The organism is Oculatella sp. LEGE 06141 (assembly GCF_015207605.1).
Classification (GTDB): Bacteria; Cyanobacteriota; Cyanobacteriia; order Elainellales; family Elainellaceae; genus Oculatella.
Genome location: NZ_JADEWO010000085.1, coordinates 1 through 20430, shown reverse-complemented (window position 1 = coordinate 20430; position 20430 = coordinate 1). Strand labels below are relative to the sequence as shown.

Genomic DNA, 20430 nt, shown 5'->3' with positions numbered 1-20430 from the left:
CAAACACCACAAAGAGTTGTGACAGATGGGCTGAGTTCGTATCCCAGAGCAATTGATGAGGAATTGGCAACGGATGTTGAGCATGAAGTGAGAGGTTGTTTAGGGAATCCGATCGAACAGAGTCATCAAGGGATCAAACAACGTTACTATCCGATGCTCGGGTTTGGAGCCCTTGAGAGTGCGAAACGATTTTGCCAAGCATTTGATGAAGTGAGGCAGTTTTTGCGACCCAGAGCAAGAATGGCAGCGTTGGTGTCTCTATCGAAGCAACGAGAACACTTTATCGAACGAGTGAATGAATTGCAGGATCTATTTCAAGCCGTCTAATCGCAAATGGGAAAGAGGAAGTTTCTGATGATAAGAGGTGATGGAAAAAGCAGTGATTTGAGTACCCAGATCTGACAGTTTCTCGACAACTGCTATTTATTAGCTGCGATGTGAGACAAAACACCTTCAACTCAAGGTGATTGCAAGGTTTTTCACTTCATAGATCCTTATTTTTGATCTCCATAAACTGGCATCACCCATCAAGATAACTTCGTTAGGCGTGATATCAACTCGGGTGAGATGAATCTCTAAACTCATATCGATTTGACCATGAGGAATTTGTCCCCGGTATTTCCAAGTGGTTGCATGGTTTGTTAAGGCTTTGAAGGTCGGTGATTTTAAATGTTTTCCAAAACCCATCTCCAATGCATATGCCTGCATTGCTTGGAGCATTGCTTCAATTCCTAAAGAACCCGGCATGACTGGATCATCTTTGAAATGGCATTTGAAAAACCAATCGCTGGGCTGGACTTGCTTATATGCAAAGATATAACCCTTACCATGTACCCCCCCATCGGGAATAATTGTCACCTGATGTAGCAGATCGAGCTGGTGATCCGCCAGACGATAGTGGGGGCAATCACTAGGAGCGCGGTAGAACTTAGCACGATTTTCCGCCGCTTCGAGAGATCTCACAATGATAGGCAACTGATGAGCATTGGCTTCATACCAGGGTTCTACCGTTTGGGTGCGATCGAGTCCCACCTGATTGGCCAATGCTTCAGGGCTGAAGTGTCCAAAGGCGGCAGTGCCTGTATAAAACAACTCTCCTTCACAGTGCATTTGAAACTCAAAGTTCTGAATAATCATGCCCTGGACATTGCTGGAGGAGAGCAGTATCGATCGATTGGTAATCGTTTTTCCTCTCAGATCCATGTCCTTCAGCGCATGCCCTTTACCATCCAGATTGCGAAAATAAAGACTCTTGTTTGGGAACATCAACGTCGTGCCCAAATATGCCGAGAGAAACCCACAGGGTTGCAATGCCATTTCCATCAAAATTGAATAGGGCAATGTTTGGGCAGCGTTTTGGCGATAGTACCAGGGGTTGAGCGGAACATCATATTCCGTCACGATCGCCGAACCTTTCGTAATCTGATGCCGTGTACCTTCCACTGCAAGAATGCGACTGACGACATTCAAGTGGGTGTTCGGCATTCGTGATGCTTTAACAGTCCCCTGGTCGTAAATTGCATATTCTGACCCAAAGCACCTGGCTAATTCCCCAGTACAGAATTCCGTAATTTGGTCTTCAGTCAGCAATGCCGGTTTGCGGGGTGCTTGGGCTGGATAGGGCGCTAAACTCAAGAACTGCTCTGGAGCGATCGCCTGGGCAGGATTTTTCTCAGACAGTTGCAAACCCAGATCTTTGAAGTGAACAATCACCTTACCGTTGAGAATAATTTCAACATCGCAACGGATAAACGGTTTGGGGTTAAAGCCAATCTCAGTCACTTCCATCCGGTAGGTGAGCACTTCTGTTGTGGGGGTGACCTGCCCGCGACAGCGCACCACCTGACCTACGCCCGGCAGGGGTTGAAAGCGAGCGTCGAGTGTGCAGAGTTGCAAGCCTAAATACAGCATATAAAACTGCAAAAGTTGCCCACAGCCCTCCGCCATCAGGGAACCAGCCATCACCTGATCATCCTTAAAATGGCAGGGAAAATACCAATCCTCGGGATGCAAATCCTTCTCCCCGACAACCATCCCCAATCCCCAGGCACCGCCCGTTGGCTCTACCGAAGCAACCCGATCGAGCATGAGAAAATTTCCTCCGGGCAACCGGAGGGATGGATTGCGTTGATCTTGCCAGTAGTGTTTGCCAAAGCAAGCGGCAATGTTACCGCTTGATAGATTGAGCAAATCACTGCGATTGAACGTCGTCTTCTGACAAATCAATAATGGATCGAAATACTGCTTTTGGATTTGCTGGCGCTGGTGTAATTCTTTTGCCGAGTAGATAACTCCTTTCCCCTGCTGCAATTGTTCATCAGAGAAGAAGCCAGCGCAACCACCGTCCATTTTAATCACCATCTTGTCGCCGACAAAACAGTTGTAGCTGAAGAAGAACAACAGGTTATTACCATTACGAGCAAAAGAATTAATTTGAATATCGTAACGGAGCGTTTCTCCGTCTTTGGGCAAATCATCGAGGAAGGTGATAGTGCAATCCAGCAAGCGATACACTAAATTGCCTTTGTTCTCAAAATCAATTCCTAAATAGCTAATCAACAACAAATCACACTGCCCAGATTCCACCGCCACCGCCCAGGAAATTTGACCATCAACAGAATACTGTGCGTTAAAGGGAATGTCGTATTCGGTAGTCATGGAGGAGGGTTTAAACTCTCCTCGTTGTGCATCCAGTTGAGTCACGCGACTAACCAGCAAATACGGTGGCATGGGCAGTCGAACCCGTCGGGAGTAGGTATCGATAATGGCATAGTCTGCGCCAAACACATTCGCAATGTTCCCTTCAGCAAATTCCAGAAGATCTGCTTCATCCCAAATGGCATTTTTGGATTTTTCAGGTTTCTGGGTCAGGGCTTCCAGAACATTCACCACCGTTTCCTGGTTCCCGTTAGCATTGGTTTGATTCAGATCAATCTGAGAGTCTTGGCTCCGTGACAATAAGCCAGTAGTTGCTGATTGATTCGATGTGAATTGCTGGGCATTCACCAGTTGCAATTGCAGAATTCTAAAGTTTTCTAGCTGCGGCTCTTGTCGTTGCATAATGGTGGATTTTGGAGGTTCTAAAGGTGCCTGAATGGATTGAAAAAACTGGCGGTTGTCTGTGCTCAACAGGGTATCGTTGAGACGATCGCCCCCGAGTGTTACGGTTTTAATCAGCGATCGCGACAAGTCAATTTCTGTGCTTGAAGTTGCATAAAGAGGTGCTAGATCGAGTGCTACACCATGACCGATCAACTGCGCCAACAGGCGCAACAGCCCTGTCTGATCATCGGTTTTCTTGAGATTGATTGACATCGCTGCATGGGACTGAGCTTGTAACGTCTCGCGAATCCAGCGAGAGCAGGAATTCCCTGCTCCCAATTCGATAAAAATTCGCACGCCATCGGCATAAAGACGCTGCACCAGTGCTGGAAAATCAACAACCTGACAGCAGATCTGGGCGGAATTATGGGCGATCGCATTCTGCTCCAAAGGCATTGGCGCGTGACTGACCCCTGAATAAAACCGAATATCAGTCACCGGATGAACCGGAATTTGATGCAACTGCACTAGATCGTCGTATTGAGCTTGCACGATCGAACTATGCAATACACTCGCAAAGCTCACGGGAAAGGCACGACATTGGAGAGTCTGAATCAATTGCTGGCACTCGGTTGGCTCTCCTGCAATCACCAGTTCTTGCGGAGTATTGATGAAGGTAATATAAACTCGGGGATACTGCTGTAATATTGCTTTAACCGCGACAACAGATGCCTGTAACACATAAGATTTCCAGAATTGCGTCTGAGAATCTGGCACCTGCCATTCCCGTCTTCCGGTGTTACAGACTCCACACAGATCAGTGGTGAACAGCGGAGAGGTGTGTAGGGTTTGACTCAGATTGTGATCATCGCGCCAAACGCCTAACGCAAATAGCATACTACTGGCAGCACCCAGACTGTAGCCAAACGCTGCATGTGGTTGAACCTGAAAATATTCGCGCAGAACCAGGCTGTGCAGCACTGCTAGACTGATGCCGCTCGAACACATGGCGGCTCCATTGCCGAAAAATGCTGCATGCTGTTGAGATAGCACCTGATTCGTTGGCTTTTCTAAGCTACGAGGATAGATCAAATCCGTCTGCATCGCCTGAGTCACTGTATTGGTTAGACCAGAGAAGCGATCGTAGAGGGAGGGAAATAGCCGAAACAGATCTCGCCCTAATCCGATATCAGAACTCGCCATACCAGGATAGACAAAGGCAATTTGCCCCTGGTCTGCCAGCGGTTTTGCTGTGAAGTAGCTACCGGATGGGGTCTTCCAATCAGTACCCTGCTCAAACGCTGCTGTGATGCCTGCGAATGCCAGATGAATTTCCTGGAGTATCATCTCCTGACTGGTACCGACGATCGCCAATCGGTAAGGCGCGTCTGATGGAGAGGATTGAACCTGAGTTTGAAATTGGTGCAGGGTTTGGTGAACAACTGCTTTCAAACAAGAGGTTTGCACGATCGCCTGCTGTAAGGATTGCAGGCGCGATCGCAACTCGGACTGATTTTGTGCCGCGATAGGTAACAGGTAGCCCGGTGTATGGGTCAGATGAGAATTGGGACGCGGCACTGAGTTTGCGACTTCCGACAAAATCAAGTGGGCAACCGTGCCATCGTGCCCCATCCCGTTGATCGCCGCGATTCTTCTGGATGTTTCAGGGGGCAGGAACCAGCATTGCGAGTCGGTGGCAACATAGAACGGGCTGCCCTGCCAGCGATCGCTCTCTTTGGGGGCTGTCCAGGCTGGAACTGCCGGAATATAGCGATGGTGGAGACACAATGCGGTTTTGATCAAACTCGCCATGCCTGCTGCCACGAACGTGTGTCCGATATTGGCTTTGACACTGCCCAGGGCACAGCTTAGGGTTGGTCGTGTACGTCCAGACACAGCACCATAGGCAGCAAGAAGACCAACCATTTCCGCTGCATCAACGGTCGCAACACCGCTCCCACAAACTTCCAGATAGCCAATTTGTTCAGGTTTGATTGCGGCATTGTCCAACGCAAGCTGACAAGCCTGGGTCACGGTTGCAGCAGTTGGGATGATGGGGGTGTCTTGCCCTTGTGCTGGGGTGGATTGGGTAGCAAGAGCGATCGCGTCGATTGTGGCATAGATGCGATCGTCCCGCTGTTGTGCTGTGGGCAGGGATTTGACCACAACCGCGCCTGCGCCTTCACCAATCATCCAACCGTTCGCGTTGACATCAAAGCTGAGGGTGTAGCTGCCGCAATTAATTGGATTTTGGGACTGCCTCAGGAGTACCTGTTCAAAGCTTCCAGCCAGGTCGATCGCGCTAATCACTACTGCTTCGACTTCGCCAGCCGCTAACAGCAATTGCGCCACTTCCAGGGCACGAAAGGTTGAGTTCTCTTCGGCCGATAGGGTAAACGCAGGCCCAGAGAAATCCCATAGGGCGGCAATTCGAGTAGCCATCAGATTCCCAATAAAACTGGTGTATTGATTGACCTCAGCTGCCGAATGGAGGCTATCTTTGGTGATTTTTTCCAGTTCAATGTGTTGGGCTTCCGTCAGCGTTAGTCCGGCTTGTTCCAGATTTTGCCGAAGTTGCCAGACCAGGTCGCACCGTCCCCGATACTGATGCAGCGATAGCTCTGTCCCCATCGCCACAATCACCGCGACCGGACGGCTGGGTTGTAACCCCGCATCTTGAATTGCCCGATCGGATACCTTGAGGGCGAGGAGTTGTTGTGGAATCAATTGATCCTGCTGACGGGGAGGTAGCTTAAATCGGAGAAAATCGAGTTCAAAGTCTTGAATATAAGCACCCTGGGGCGCTTCACCACTGGTAAATCCATAGGCTTTGAGCAAGTCTGGATCGGACTCCACTCCTTTCCAGCGCTGAGGGGGAACGGGTTTGAAACATTGGGTACCGCTGTAGATGGCACGATCAAAGGCATCCAGACTGGCATATTCCCCAAAATGGACATCCATCCCGACGATCGCCAGCGGCAAAGCGGTTTTTGAATTGACCGTGGGTGAATTTTGGGGTGAATGGTTTGGTGAAGTAGAGGATGAACCAGATGGGGATTGCGGTGCGATCGCAGGTAACTCAGAGGTCAGAATTAAATGGGCATTGGTGCCGCCAAACCCAAAGGCACTGACCGCCGCCTGTTTAATCGGGGTTGTCCAGGGTGTAAGCGATCGCACCATTTGCTCCCCTGTAAACCGTCCTCGCTGTGAACGTAAAGGCTGTGTGAGATTCAGGGTCGCCGGAATGGAGTGATGGTTCATACCCAAAATCACTTTCAGCAGACTTGCCATCCCTGCTGCGGTCAACAAATGCCCCAAATTCGATTTGACCGAACCAATCAAAGGTGTAGTATTTGTGCGCTCAAAAAATGCCTCCATGGAGTTGAGTTCGGTGCTATCTCCTAGCGGTGTGCCCGTGGCATGGCATTCCACATACTCAATCTGGCTGGGGTTGATCTGAGCCTCACTGTATGCCCGTTCAAAGGCTAAAATCTGACCTTTAGGATTGGGGCTGAGCACAAATTTCCCGCTGCCATCGTTGGAAAGACCAACGCCCTGAATCGCTGCATAGATGCGATCGCCATCTTTCACGGCATCGGCATAGCGCTTGAGTACCACCATGCTGGCTCCTTCCCCGGCGACCAGCCCTTGCGAGGAGCGATCGAGCGGAGAGGTGCGATCGTTTTCTGGATAGGCTTGAAAAATTGAAAAACCGATGTGGATAAACAATGGATCGGCGGCACTCACGGCACCTGCCAGCATCAGGTTCGCTTTGCCGGTCTGAAGATAATGGCAGGCGAGTTTGATGGCATACAGCGATGACGCACATGCCGCATCTAAGGAGAAGTTCAGCCCCGATAGCGATAGTGCCTGGGCAATCAATGCCGCAGGATAGCCAGCCAATAAGCCATTCAATGGATTGGGTGGATTTGCATTCTCGTTGAATCTGAACTGATCACAATTTAGTAACGCTTGCAGGGAGGGTTGCAACGCCCGGTGATACATCTGAGCAAATAGGGGATGGGAACGGCGCGTCGGGAAGGAGAGGTTGCCTAGAATCACGCCACACTGTGCCAGGGCTTTTGCGTTTCCTAAATAGCCACTATCCTGTAATGCCTGCTTTGCCACATAGAGTGACCATTGATGCATCGGATCGAGACTCTGGAGCAATTCAGCATCCAGACAATAGCCTGTCGGATCAAACTGAAAATCGCGGATATAGCCGCCCCGCCGACAGTAGAACGTATCCGCTTTACCCTTTTCGTGATGATAGAACCAATCAGGATCGACCCCAATCTGTTCTGTAGTTGTCAGAGACGTCAGATCTTTTTGAGCAACCAGGTTTTGCCAATATTGTTCCGGTGTTTCGGCACCCGGAAGTAGACAGGATAAGCCAACGATCGCGATCGGTTCCATCATAGCTATTTGGTAGTTGCAAAAAGTTTTTTAAACGACAACAAGCTGAAACTTTCCCGACTTCTCATTAACACTAAAAGAATCTACTTCTTCAATTGAGAACTGAACATTGGCCATCAACTTCTTGTTAAGAATTTGATTTAGTTCGTATTGAATATCCTTAAATAACTTTTTCTTCTGGAGATTGTCGAGATGGGGGCTTGCCTGCATCCGAAAAATAAAAGAAGAGTTACTCGTTTTCTTAATTTGAAATCGCTCAAGATTCTGAACAAAAAACTCAGTCAGGATATGATGGCTGATCACATCCTCTCCATCTCTGGCTGCCAATCTCAGATCTTGCTCACTTCTTCCTAAAACCTCTTTTATTGTCCTATACGGATAGGGCTGTTTCGTTAGCGGCTCTGGAACAAGCTTATCCGCCACTGTGTAACGAATTAGAGGCATGGTGTAGTTATAAAGATTGGTGACACAAACATGGTCATCCTCCAATTCAAACATCAAATCATCCTCAAATAAAAGCAACCCTTCTTGCTGTGGATGTCCAGAGCCCATGATTAAGTTTTCGCTGCTGATATAGATATTCACCAAAGGCGACTGGAAAGTGTGTTCGATAAATGCACGGTCACCAGGCAATAAAGCTTCTCCACTGGTCTTGATCAATTTGGGTTTGATACGAAGGTTGCCACTTCTCGTTTGCTCTGCAAGCAGCCGTAATATAGAAGGGTAGGTAATTAGAATATGAGGCTGAAGCTGATTCAACTGGTCGATAATAGCTTGCAATGAATCACTGACATCAAACACTCTAGAATCCAGTAAACGTTTACTGAATAAAGTCTGACTGCTGATTGCGATACTAACGCCCGTATAGTGACCTCCAGTCGGACCAATAAAGGCAATTCGTTTCTTTAGATTTGAAGGCTGGAACCTGAGCAAATTGGATAGACCCTTAAACCATTCATGCTGAGCATAGACAAAATACCCAATCTCGCCGGAGGAACCTGAGGTGTGAACCACATAAAAGCGATCCTTAAATAGATCACCAGGATTTTTAGAGCTAGACAAAAAGGCAAGAATCTCTTTTTGAGTCACCCTTGGATCTGTGATGATGTCATCAAAGTTCTTGATTAGATCTGTTTTCGTGATTTTTGGGAAATCCTGTGGAGTACAAGACTCAATGTCAATCTGATTCTTCTCAATGATTCGGGCATAGAATGGCGATCGCTCATTTACAAAAGCCACCAGTTTTCTGAACTTTTTGAGTTGTCTGACTTCTAATTGATGACGAGTCAATTTTTCGTTGAACTTGTGATCAATTGCAGATTTCGCTAAAGCCAATAAGTTTCTCATGATTTCTCTCTGTGTAGAACGCTAGGCGAAACTAGCAGAATTTGTGTTCGGTACACCGAATAATCGATTCAACTGTTGGCTAATCGTTACTTCTGCACCGACCCTTACGAATTTAAATCGCTGAAATCTTTGACTTTACTGAATTTGTTTATGCAACAATGCCTGTTTGAGCGAACTTACCGTTAGGTGTACGACTTCCAGCTTGTCAATTCTGTAGTACGCTAAGTACGCCGTCTTGACCATCGGCACAACGACCGCAAGGAAAAAGAACATGCGATCGAAGTCCTGGGCAACCCTCTTCAACATGTCGGTTTGATGCCACCATGGACTGCCTGCCATTGCGTTCGTCGCCGAGAGAATCTTGAAAAAAACAATGATGCTGAAAAGGATGCAATACATGATCGCAGCCCTGTTGAACCAAGCAGGAAGCCCTAGCCGACGCCAGTAACCCGATTTTGTGCCGTGAAGCGTATTGGACGTGGCCTGCGAAACAAGACCGACCTGCAAGAGAAAAAATGGCGCTGTGTGGATGAATAACGTGTGGTTCCACCCCTCAGGACTAACTGCAAAGATCGTCGAGAAGCCCACCAGTGTGAACGCCTCGAATAATTTCAAGCGGGTCAAGACCCCATATAGCTTCCGATTTAGAGTGCCTTGCTCAACTTGTGCACTCATTTGTAGCCAGTGCGCCATTATGTACTGGAGCATCAAGACGAGCGTAATTGCCCATAAAAAGGGAAGGACGTAAGTAGCTGGTGGGTAGTCGAAATACACACAGATATTGTTGAACCCAAACACTTGCATGAGTAGGGTGTCATTCAAGTCAATGTTGGCGAATGCATTCGTCAGTAGAATACCGACGAACACAACAACCAAGAAGCTGACATAGGCTCTGAGGCGGAGTTTCTCGACGACGAGTGTGTGAGCATCGCTGTCGGATAGCGTGTGTTTGGGAAACAAGTTTCTCATGATTTTTCTTCGTGTAGAACGCTAGCTGAATAATCAGGGATGGAGTGCAGGGGTGAAACCAGCAGAATTTGTATCCGATACGCCAAATAACCGATTCAACTGTTGGCTAATCGTTACTTCTGCACCGGATATTTGGGAGTAGACTTTTCCCTCAGCATCATGGGTTACAGCATTTGCCACCATCTTAGTGGATGTACTGGATACAATCTCTATTGAGACGTAGAATGGTTGCCCGATCGGTACAGCCTCAAACTGCTCACTCTTTTGACAACTGAGTGGTAAGCTGCCCGCCTGATGAAACTGGCGTACCCAGATGAGGATGCCCTGATAGGACATATCGTGGGCGATCGCATCCAGCGCATGATCACTAAACTGCTGCCGCTGGTCAAAACTGACCGCAGGCAGCACACATTCCAGGGTCAGTCGTTGCGGGGTCAGGTTGAGAACGCGCTGAATCCCCTGAAAACTGGAACCATGAAACAACGTGCCATCCTGATACGGCGCGAGTTTGACGATCGCCGGATCAAGGGTGAGATCAAAGGATTCATAGCGTGGAGCCGGGGGCAACGTCTGCACCAGAGTAATGTCTGTGCTGTAGTGATAGCGGGGTTGACCATTGGGTAATTGGCTCCAAATCGTGGTCTTCAATTGAATCTCGTCCGATTGGTTCGTGTTCACCTCCTCGACATTGAGGATGTGTTCAGATGCCAATGACTCATCAAACACAATTCCCTTCAAAACTTTGTGCTGTTCACACTTGAAAAAGCGGTATCCAGGATAGAGCTGTTCACAGGTATTCACGATCCAGGCTGCACTACAAACCGTAGGTAGCACGACGTGCTGACCGATTTTGTGATCATTCAAAAATGGATTTTCCGCCAGACTCAGCCGCCGCCGAATGTGATAGGTTTTGGGATTTCCATCGGTAGTGGCAGCCAGGACGGCTAAAGGACTCCCTACCAAAACCTGTACGGTTTCGGGATTGCCTTGCAGGAGTTGATACGTAAACACCTGGGTGCCAATTTCTGTCGGAATCACCTCAATCTTGCGCTGGGCAAAGATCTGCTTCACTTCTGGTGTCACCATGCCACTGTCCCAGGGTCCCCAGTTGAAGGAAACCACATGGCAGCCCGGGTGCTGGCGCTTGAACTGATGGGCAAATTTATTCAGGATTTCATTGGCGATCGCATAGTCAGATTGACCAATATTGCCGTAAAATCCTGCCGCTGAGGAGAACAAAATCAGATGTTTGAGTTGGTTACAATCCACACTATTCAAAAGCGTGTTTAAACCCACAATTTTTGTCGTGTAAACCCGATCAAAATCCCGTTCTGACTTATTTTCAATCAGTTTATCCGCGAGGGTGCCTGCACCGTGGATGATTCCTGTAATGGGTCCAAATCGTTGGGCGATCGGATCAAGGCGAGGGCGTAAATCTGTCACCTGAGTTAGATCGGCACTCAGATACTCAGCTTCACCACCCGCCTGCTGAATCGCCTGCAACGTGGCTGTAATTTCCCGATGTGACAATACCGCATTTACTGCTTTTTGGATTTGAGCAGGGGTTGTTTTAGGGTTTTCTGCCATCAGTGCAGAGATCGCGCGCTGCTTGAGTTCTGAGGCTAGCTCGACCCCCTCTGCCCAGGTGGGTTCTGCAATGAGTTCAGAGCGTCCCAATAGGATGAACTTGCCGTGGGCATAACGGGCGAGATGGGTAATACATTGAGCCGTAATGCCCTTACCACCGCCACTGACTAAAAACACGGAGTGGCGATCGATGGTCACAGGTCTGGTGGATACCAATTCGCTCACTTGTCCACAGGTTAACGTGACTCGACCCGCAGCACCATAGCCCACTTCCGCAATTAATCGATCGGGGTCATGCAATTCCTGCACAATCTGTTGTGCCGCAGTGGTGACTGAACAATCTGGTGTAATATCAATCGCCCGACAAAAGACCTGAGACCATTCTAAATTTACAGTTTTGGTTAGACCGAAGAGTCCACCACTGAGCATGTCTGCGCTGTTTAACGATGCAGACTTTAATCCAAATTCGCCATCCAAGCGTGTCACCGTCAGGAAGCAACTGCGATGATAGTTAGCCGCTTCCATCAGCGATCGCTTCAGGTATTTTGCAATGAAAAATAGATGCTTTAAAGTCGCCGTTGCTGCCGGATGATGCAGCATCATTTGTGAGTGCTCTGGTGTGGCAGCTATAGGATCAGTCTCGAATCGTGGTTGTAGATGAATAAATACAGCAATGGAACCATACTGTTGAGTAATGGCATCCAGTTGCTGTTTCAAATGGGCTTCACTCAAATCCTTCAGCACGATGCGCGGAACGGATAAAGTGACAGGCTTTGCCTGTGCTACCAACGCTTCTGGGAAACTCAATACAACAACCTGCCAACCCTGGGTCGTTAATTTCTGCACTAGTTGCATTGTTAACGGGCTACCATCATCCGTAACTAAACACACAGATTGAACTGGTAGGGAAAAGTCCAACCAATCTGGTGGGGGTAGCGGGGTTAAGGTTGCTTTCCCCCGCTGGATCAAAGTCTCTTCTGGCAACTTGAATACAGGAGGTGCTTCAGAGACTATGGCTTTTTTTTTTCCAGTTGTAGCAGCTTGTTGACCCATGTATTGCACAATCTGTTCCAGCGTCCGCATCTCGGCTAATGCTTCTGGATCAACAGCGGGCAAATCTGGGAACGCATCCTGAACCGCGCCCAAAATTTCGACTCGCTTAATGGAATCAATTCCCAGGTCGGCTTCCATATCCATCGCCAGATTCAGCATGGCAGCAGGATAACCCGTCTTCTCACTGACGATGTTTAACAGGTCTGCAATGAGTTGATTGAGGGCGATCGCCGATGCAGCCACTTCAAACGGCTCTGGAGCGATTGCTGGGATTGTGACTGGTATCATCGGTGCTGCGAACGCAACCGGAGCCGAACTGCTGACTGGATGTGATCCGGCAACTGACTGCCCCATGTATTCGACAATCTGTGCCAGCGTCCGCATCTCCGCCAAGGTTTCAGGATTGGCAGCCGGTAGATCCGGGAATTGATCTTGCATCGCGCCCAGAATTTCCACCCGTTTAATGGAATCAATCCCTAAGTCCGCCTCCATATCCATCTCAAGAGACAGCATCTCAGATGGATACCCCGTCTTCTCACTGACAATGGCTAATAACGCTGAGATCAATTGGCTCGACTCCAACGCTGAAGCAGTAGTGGCGATTAATTTAGGAGCGGTTGTGGCACTAGCCATCGCGGGTGCTGAGATTGGCTGGGCGACCAGAGGCTGCACTGATAGCAAGGGAACACTGGTCTCAACGGCAACAGACTGTGCTTCGGTTGCCCCCATCATTGTGGTGATTCCTGGTTGTTGTCCCAGATGCTGCACAATTTGGCTTAAGGTGCGTAACTCAGCCAGTGCTTCTGGTTCTACAGACGATAGGGAAGCAAACTGATCTTGCATTGCGCCCAGGATTTCTACCCGCTTAATGGAATCAATCCCTAAGTCCGCCTCCATGTCCATCTCAAGAGACAGCATCTCAGATGGATACCCTGTCTTCTCACTGACGATCGTGAGTAAGGTTTGCATCAGAGACGAGTCAAACGATGTTTTCTGTGGATTTACACTTACAGTGCTTGGAGCGTTGCTTGAAGGCGTTGAAATTGATGGAACTGCTTCATTGACTGGAGCGATCGCGGGTGAATCTGAGTTTTCACAATTAACTTTTTGCCGACCCAAATAGTCCACAATTTGCTCTAACGTCCGCAATTCTGAGAGAATTTCTGGCTGCATAGGTGGCAACTCAGGGAATTGATCCTGCATCGCACCCAGAATTTCCACGCGCTTGATCGAGTCAATTCCAAGATCAGCCTCCATATCCATACTCAGACTCAACATCTCAGCAGGATAGCCCGTTTTCTCGCTCACAATTTGCAGCATTGGTGCGATGAACTGAGTGACATCGATCTGTGACTGAGATGAAGTTGTCTGAGATTCCTCCCCTGGCGATCGCACAGAGGGAACCAGCAGCGGCTCAATCTGTGGTTCTACCCCTTGCTGTACCATGCTCGGGGCTACCACAGCAGGACGCACTACTGATGGGGTGACAGGTTGCGCTAGTTGGGGCTGTCTCGAGATTTGATAGCCATCCTGCAAGGCTTGCTCAAACGCGGTTCTGGTCTTTTCGCTGACATAGTTGCCTCCATTCACGCGAACGGTCATCCCATTCTTGTGGGTGGTTACAGCGGGTTCTGGTTCCAATCCGTAGGGATCGAAATCTTTCAGGGGCAATCCAGCAACTTGCAGTTGCATTACTGCTGTGCGGAACTGGCGATCGCTATCTCCGTTGCGGCTGGGATTCAATGCGATCGCCAGATGGGGTTGACCCTCCAGAATATTTTGCGTTAGGTGAGTCAAAACACTTCTAGGGCCAATCTCCACAAAAACGCGACCACCAGCGGCATAAATCTTCTCGATCTCCTGCTTGAAGTGTACGGGATTGAGTAATTGAGAAGCCAGCGTTTGTCCAATCTCCGTCGCATTGTTTGGATAAGGCTCGGCAGTCACATTGGAGTAAACAGGTACACTCGGGCGATTAAAGTTGACAATCCGCAGTGCTTGAGCAAACCGTTGATAAGCGTGACTTACCAACGGCGTATGGAATGCCGCAGAAACAGGTAGGCGGGTGACGGAACAGCCAAACTCGGTGAACCGTTGCTCAATGTTGGCAATTTCTGGCGTGGCTCCAGCTATTACAATTTGTTGATTGGAATTCCAATTCGCAATCAGCACATTGGGGAAATTTTTAACCACATTTTGAATCGTTTCTAAATCGCCCGTGATGGACAACATTGCACCGGCATCAAAATTGGGATGCGCGGGTGCTGCCAGTGCCTGACCGCGAGCTTTCACCAGGAAGCAGTAATCCGCATCACTTAATGCACCTGCTGCCCACAGGGCTGTGACTTCGCCAAAACTATGTCCAGCGACAAAATCCGCTTGAAAGCCAGCCTGTTGCAAGATTTTGTACAGCCCCATGCTTAATGCCCCGATCGCAGGTTGGGCATGTTCTGTTTTCTGCAAGGCATCGGTTTGCTGTTGCTGTTGAACAGTTGCAAATACAGGGCGCGGATAGACAACTTGAGAAATGGGAGATAGCTGATCCCGCTGGAACAACAAATCCATCGTGGCAAAACTCTGTTGGACAGTGGGAAAATTGAGCGCTAACTCTCGTCCCATGTTGAGATATTGCGATCCTTGACCGGGAAATAGTGCCACCACTTTATCTGCCGTGTCCATGCCCGCCTTGCGATAACAAATCCCCTGAGGATGCTGCCAGGAATCAACCGCCATTTGATGTTTCAGAGTCTGGATCGCGGTTTGTAACAGTTGACTGGCTTCACTCAAGCTGGCTGCAACAAATCCCAGACGGGCAGATGTGGCGGGAATCGCGATCGCCCGACTGGCAATGACCCATTCCTGGTAGTGTTTCTCCGCTGCGTCAGTTTGCCATTTTGCCCAGATTGTTTCACATTGGGTCAGTAATTGAGCAGGATCATTGGCTGCAAATACGAGAATTGCAGGCACTTGATGTAACCGATAGGCTTGCGGTTGTTTGCCTGTGTATTCTTCCAGCACGACGTGAAAATTGGTGCCACCAAACCCAAAGGAACTAACCCCGGCTCGTCTGGGTGGGTCCACTTCACTTCGCATCCAGGGACGTGGCTCGGTGTTCAAGTAGAAGGGCGATTGTTCGATATTGAGTTTGGGATTGGGCTGGGTGATATTCAGCGTGGGCGGTAAGATTTTGTGGTGCAGAGACAATGCAGCTTTAATTAGGCCGGCAGCTCCAGCAGCAGCTTTGGTATGACCAATTTGTGACTTGACACTCCCCAGCGCGATCGCCTGCACCTCTGCATTCGCCTCACTCAATACCTCCTGTAACGCCGCAAACTCAACGGGATCTCCGGCGGCAGTGCCCGTACCGTGAGCTTCGATTAACCGCACACTACTGGGGTCACAGTCCGCATTCTCATAGGCACAACGCAAGGCTTTTGCCTGTCCGGAGGGACTTGGTGCATAAATACTTTTATATTTGCCATCGCTCGATGCACCCATGCCTTTGATTACGGCATAGATGCGATCGCCATCCCGCTCTGCATCTGCCAACCGCTTCAGCACCATCATGCCAATCCCTTCGCCGACGATCATGCCATCGGATGCTGCATCAAACGGGCGCATTTGATCCTGTTTAGAAAATGCAGGGGTTTTACTAAAGCAGAGATACATGAAGGGAGAGTTGTCGGCATCAACCCCGCCCGTAATCATCATGTCACTCCGTCCACTAGAGAGTTGATCGATCGCCATTTGCAAAGCGCTGAGTGATCCTGCACAGGCCGCATCAACCACACAATTAATTCCACCGAGATCTAAACGATTAGCAATTCGCCCTGCAATCACATTTCCTAACATGCCAGGAAAGGAATTTTCTTCCCAGCCAATGTAGGCTAGCTTCACTTTTTCCACGATGGTCTGAGTTTCTTCTGGCGATAAGCCGCTGCTGAGCAGAACTTTTTCCAGAATGGGAGACTGCAACCGCGCCGTTAAGGGAGTGATTAGCTTCTGCCCGCCGCCAACGCCTAAAATCACACCGATGCGATCGCGCACCGCTTCCGTTGCCTGGTCACAGCCTGCATCTTTCAGGGCTTGCTTGGCAACCACCAGAGAAAGAATTTGGGCAATATCGGTGACTTCTAAAATATTGGGCGGCAAGCCAAATTCCATCGGGTTGAAGTCAATGTCAGGAATAAAGCCCCCCCGTTTGCAATAAGTCTTGTCGGGTGCGCTTGGGTCTGGATCATAGTAATCATCAATATTCCAGCGAGAAGCAGGAACGTCTGTAATGCAGTCAGCTTTTTGAACAATATTGGTCCAGTATGCTTGCAAGTCTTTCGATTGCGGAAAAAGACTTGCCATACCGACAATCGCGATCGGTGTTTGGCTCATTTTTGTACTCAAAACTTCCATGTCTGAGGATTGTTCCGGTTGCATAGACTGATGTCCCATACCTTGTTGGATTTGTGTTTGTAATTGATTAATGTCTTGGTGCAGTTGCAGCAGTTGTTGTAGAACCGACGAGGGAAAGGGACACTCGACACCTCGATTCATAGGGCATCCCTCCTTAATGGTGCAGAACACTCATAACTGTCTCAATATGAGAATGGAACGACCTTAGAGAATTCAATCATCCAACGCAATTCGCTTCTTGTGAGAAGCACAAACTGGAGGCGGGTTTATCTTGGGCAACGCCGCCAATGAGGGCAGGGAACTGAAGTGCCCCTTTCAGGTACTGCCTGTCTCATTTGAGACTCTCGGCAAAATAAGCCTTTCAATACTTTTCACCACTAAGGGCATCTCTCTAGAAAGGTTCTGGTAAATACTGAAAGTAGTGAGGTGCCAGTTCTAACCCCTGCAATTTCAGCGTTTGCAAGCGGTATAGAATTGCGGCTCCCTGCATCAAGTGAGTTGCCACATCGACAACTCGACGATTCTCCGGCTGTGCCAAATAAGTGCCTTCTACCCAGGCATTAAATGCCCCCATCGTCGGGCCACACCAGATTTGATAGTCCGCTTCCCGGAACTCATCTCCCGTGATCGCCCAACGGGAAGCCTGCCCTAGATACGATCGAAAAATCAGCGCCATTTTACGTTTGGGATGATCAATCGATCGGGCAATTTGATCGGGATCGCGCTGTTGGAAATAAGCAACAGTTTCCTGCCAAACAGTATCCAAATCTTTCCTAAAAATCTGTTGTTCCAGTTGTTGCCGTTCTTTTGAAGGAATCTCTTCAATGGCTTGATATTTCTGGTAATAATCAAACAGCTTTTGTGCCCGCATGGGAAAGAAACTGCCCCGTTTCAAGACTTGAAGTTTCACACCCATCTCAAACATGTCGGCGGCAGGTGCCATCGCCATATCTGTAATACTGGCTTGGGCGAGTAGCTGCTTCACCTGTGCAGATGTTCCTGCCTCCACACAAGCCTGGTTTACCGAGCCTGTGACGACGTATGCTGCTCCCATCATAAAGGCGGCTAGAACTGAGTGAGGCGTACCAATTCCACCCGCGGCACCCACGCGAATAGGCGTTTGATATCGGTATTTCTCCTGAATCTCGTGTCTCAGTTGCAAAATGGTTGGCAATAAAGCGACTATTGGACGATTGTCGGTATGTCCGCCGGAGTCGCCTTCCACAGTAATGTCGTCTGCCATGGGCACAGTTTCAGCCAGTTTTGCCTGTTGTTCTGAAATGAGTCCCTGTTCTAATAGTTGCTGCAAAATTTTCGTAGGAGCCGGACTCATAAACTTGGTCGCAACTTCTGCCCGCGACACTTTCGCAATAATTTTGTGGTTGATCTCAATGTGTCCAGCGGAACTTAACTGTAAGCCGCTGACTCGATAATGCACAACGCTGGAAGTCAGACCTAGAAATGCAGATGCTTCAATTGTTTTGATGCCACGCTTGATATAGAGTTCAACACTACGGCGTTCGATCGCGGCTTCACTGGGGCTGTGAATTAGGTTGAAGGCATAGGGGCCTGACGGCAATGCCTGTTGAATTCGATGGATAGCTGCTTCGATGCGATCGAGCCCCAAGCCTCCAGCGCCAAAAGAGCCAAGGATTCCAGCTTTACCCAGAGCAATCACAAGTTCTTCTGAGGCAATACCGTTTGCCATTGCACCAGCCATGTAGGCGTATTTGATACCATGGGCGGAACAGAACTGTGAATCACCCAGTTGATGCGTATAGATAGGTGATACAGCAGTTAGAATTTCGATGGCTTGATGTGAATCAGTTTCTTGGATTGTGCCTTCATGGGTCACTCCAATGTGCCCATTCTGTCGAACAATATAGCAAGGCTTCTTGATCGTATTCAGCTTTGTTTGAATTCCCGCAATGTCCCAAGACACTGTCTCCAATGAACCTAACCACCTGAATGTGGATTGGGATTGCTTTGTCGCCCAATGTAGGTGCTTATCGCAAAGCAGTACTGATGCCATAGATTTAGGGTGGTAGTGCACTTTCTTGTGTCTAGTTTGCCCAAAATACTTGATAGTGCCTCAAATAGTGGTGGGATAGGTCACGGGATCGTGCCAAGTACAGGAGTGTTTCGTTCATCCTGCTCGCTGCGCTGCTGTGGTCTTCGGCTATGCTGCCAAATTCCAGTTGAAGTAACTGACCACCCGTCGTGTAGTTACCTTGGTTTGCTCCCATACTTACCAAACTTGTTCTGTCTGCGATGCCATCTCCCCGTTTGTTGTCTGACAATACCGCCGGTTCGCTCTAAGGTTGTGTTTTATCTTTGCCAATATAACGCTCCATTTCAGGAGGCAATACTCGCTCATAACCATCTATTTTACAGATCCGCTCGTTTTCCCTATGTTTTTGTACTGTTCTAATCATGTAGCGATCCCTATAATGGATATGACTCAACGCGTTCGTAGAGTAGTCATCCTCATCATTGTCACCTTTATCATCATTGGCATCATTCACATCGGCACGTGCTGGTTATTTGGCGTAAGCGTTTTCTCGTCGAGGAGTCAACAGGCGCAGAATTTGGAAACTGCATTCGCGATGATTGAGCAATACCGTGTTACTGACTATCGGAATCAGGATTGGTGTCAGAACATTGCCTACGCTGGTGGTCAATTCTCCGACACAACGCATCCGTCAACGTGTAACCTCTTTGCAGGTCCGGCACCATCCTTTACGCCATCAGCGACAGCAGATTTCCGTTCCATCACCCAAGCACTGCGCCGATCAGGTGTCCGTGTTGCGTTTTTTGATGCGGACTTCAATTCAGCGGGTCGTATTCGTTCGGCTCGATTCAATATTAACTGCCTCCTGTGTGGTCGCGTTCGCTATGAATATCAGCCGAACTATGGCATTGTGCCACAAGATATTCCAAATGAAATGTGGTTCACTCCTATCAATCACAACTGGTATAAAGTCGAGGAAGATTGGAACTGATGGTGCAGGCAACCAAACGTTGCGTGCATCAATTATGTATCAACAAGAGCGTCAGTCAGCATAGAGTCCGCTGCACACCGACTTCGTAGGGCGATCGGTTATGAAGTAGAGGGTATCTGCGGCGGATGATTGGAAGCGTTCGGCGGCTGTGTGTGATTAACGCGATCGCGATTTCCTCAGGCACCACCCGGAACAGGATTATTACATTCGTGCGATTACACCTGTGGAAGTGCTCGAAGGGCAGGCAATGGGAAAAGTCGTGGGGGAAGATAGTCTACTTATCTACAACTGTAATACTTAATATCCTCTACCAATTCGTCGTAATTCGTCTCCTCACTCAAAGGCAGACAAATGGTTTTATCACCCGCAATACTTCGTTCTTTGCGCTCTGTCATAGGGGCTATCCTCCACAGTGCTTACCTTTAGCATAGGAGTTCTCTCGGTCGAGGAGGCATTCTGTCACAAAACACAAACTTATTTAGGATCGTGGATTAAATAACCTGTAATTCTACCTTTTGCATTTGTACACTGGAGAAGTAGACGATGAAGCGGAAACTTAATGCAACCTTACCCTGCTCCCATTGAAGCTCAAATGCAACGGTACTAT

At 48.7% G+C, this 20430-nt stretch carries 7 protein-coding genes and 1 pseudogene; 2 read left to right on the top strand and 6 right to left on the bottom strand.

Annotated features, from left to right (window positions below):
* A partial coding sequence (locus tag IQ268_RS29615; protein WP_193886639.1) for a DDE-type integrase/transposase/recombinase occupies positions 1–327 on the top strand: 327 nt, incomplete at its 5' end.
* Between the two features lie 126 nt (positions 328–453).
* On the opposite strand, the gene IQ268_RS29610 is transcribed toward IQ268_RS29615, so the two are convergent.
* From IQ268_RS29610 to IQ268_RS32565, 6 genes and pseudogenes are all read right to left on the bottom strand, one after another.
* On the bottom strand, positions 454–7461 hold the full coding sequence (locus IQ268_RS29610) for a PfaB family protein (protein ID WP_228035840.1): 7008 nt from the start codon (positions 7459–7461) through the stop codon (positions 454–456).
* A 27-nt stretch (positions 7462–7488) separates the two neighbouring features.
* Complete coding sequence (locus tag IQ268_RS29605; RefSeq protein ID WP_193886637.1) at positions 7489–8805, bottom strand: phenylacetate--CoA ligase family protein; 1317 nt, start codon at positions 8803–8805, stop codon at positions 7489–7491.
* Between the two features lie 135 nt (positions 8806–8940).
* Entirely contained in the window at positions 8941–9774 is an 834-nt protein-coding gene (locus IQ268_RS29600) for a hypothetical protein (RefSeq protein WP_193886635.1), read from the bottom strand.
* A gap of 33 nt (positions 9775–9807) precedes the next feature.
* Entirely contained in the window at positions 9808–16962 is a 7155-nt protein-coding gene (locus IQ268_RS29595) for a type I polyketide synthase (RefSeq protein ID WP_193886633.1), read from the bottom strand.
* A 250-nt stretch (positions 16963–17212) separates the two neighbouring features.
* Complete coding sequence (locus IQ268_RS29590) at positions 17213–18853, bottom strand: PfaD family polyunsaturated fatty acid/polyketide biosynthesis protein (RefSeq protein WP_193886631.1); 1641 nt, start codon at positions 18851–18853, stop codon at positions 17213–17215.
* Positions 18854–18967: 114 nt separating this feature from the next.
* Positions 18968–19205 (bottom strand): annotated as a pseudogene (locus IQ268_RS32565) (IS1 family transposase); the annotation flags it as partial.
* A gap of 66 nt (positions 19206–19271) precedes the next feature.
* Here IQ268_RS32565 and IQ268_RS29585 point away from each other — a divergent pair.
* Complete coding sequence (locus tag IQ268_RS29585) at positions 19272–19823, top strand: hypothetical protein (RefSeq protein ID WP_228035839.1); 552 nt, start codon at positions 19272–19274, stop codon at positions 19821–19823.
* Positions 19824–20430 lie beyond the last annotated feature (607 nt).

What these genes read in the sequence shown, in the direction of transcription:
- IQ268_RS29605 (WP_193886637.1), bottom strand. Translation starts at nt 8,805, where the DNA reads ATGAGAAACTTATTGGCTTTAGCGAAATCTGCAATTGATCACAAGTTC.
- IQ268_RS29585 (WP_228035839.1), top strand. Translation starts at nt 19,272, where the DNA reads ATGGATATGACTCAACGCGTTCGTAGAGTAGTCATCCTCATCATTGTC.
- IQ268_RS29610 (WP_228035840.1), bottom strand. Translation starts at nt 7,461, where the DNA reads ATGATGGAACCGATCGCGATCGTTGGCTTATCCTGTCTACTTCCGGGT.
- IQ268_RS29590 (WP_193886631.1), bottom strand. Translation starts at nt 18,853, where the DNA reads ATGGCATCAGTACTGCTTTGCGATAAGCACCTACATTGGGCGACAAAG.
- IQ268_RS29600 (WP_193886635.1), bottom strand. Translation starts at nt 9,774, where the DNA reads ATGAGAAACTTGTTTCCCAAACACACGCTATCCGACAGCGATGCTCAC.
- IQ268_RS29595 (WP_193886633.1), bottom strand. Translation starts at nt 16,962, where the DNA reads ATGAATCGAGGTGTCGAGTGTCCCTTTCCCTCGTCGGTTCTACAACAA.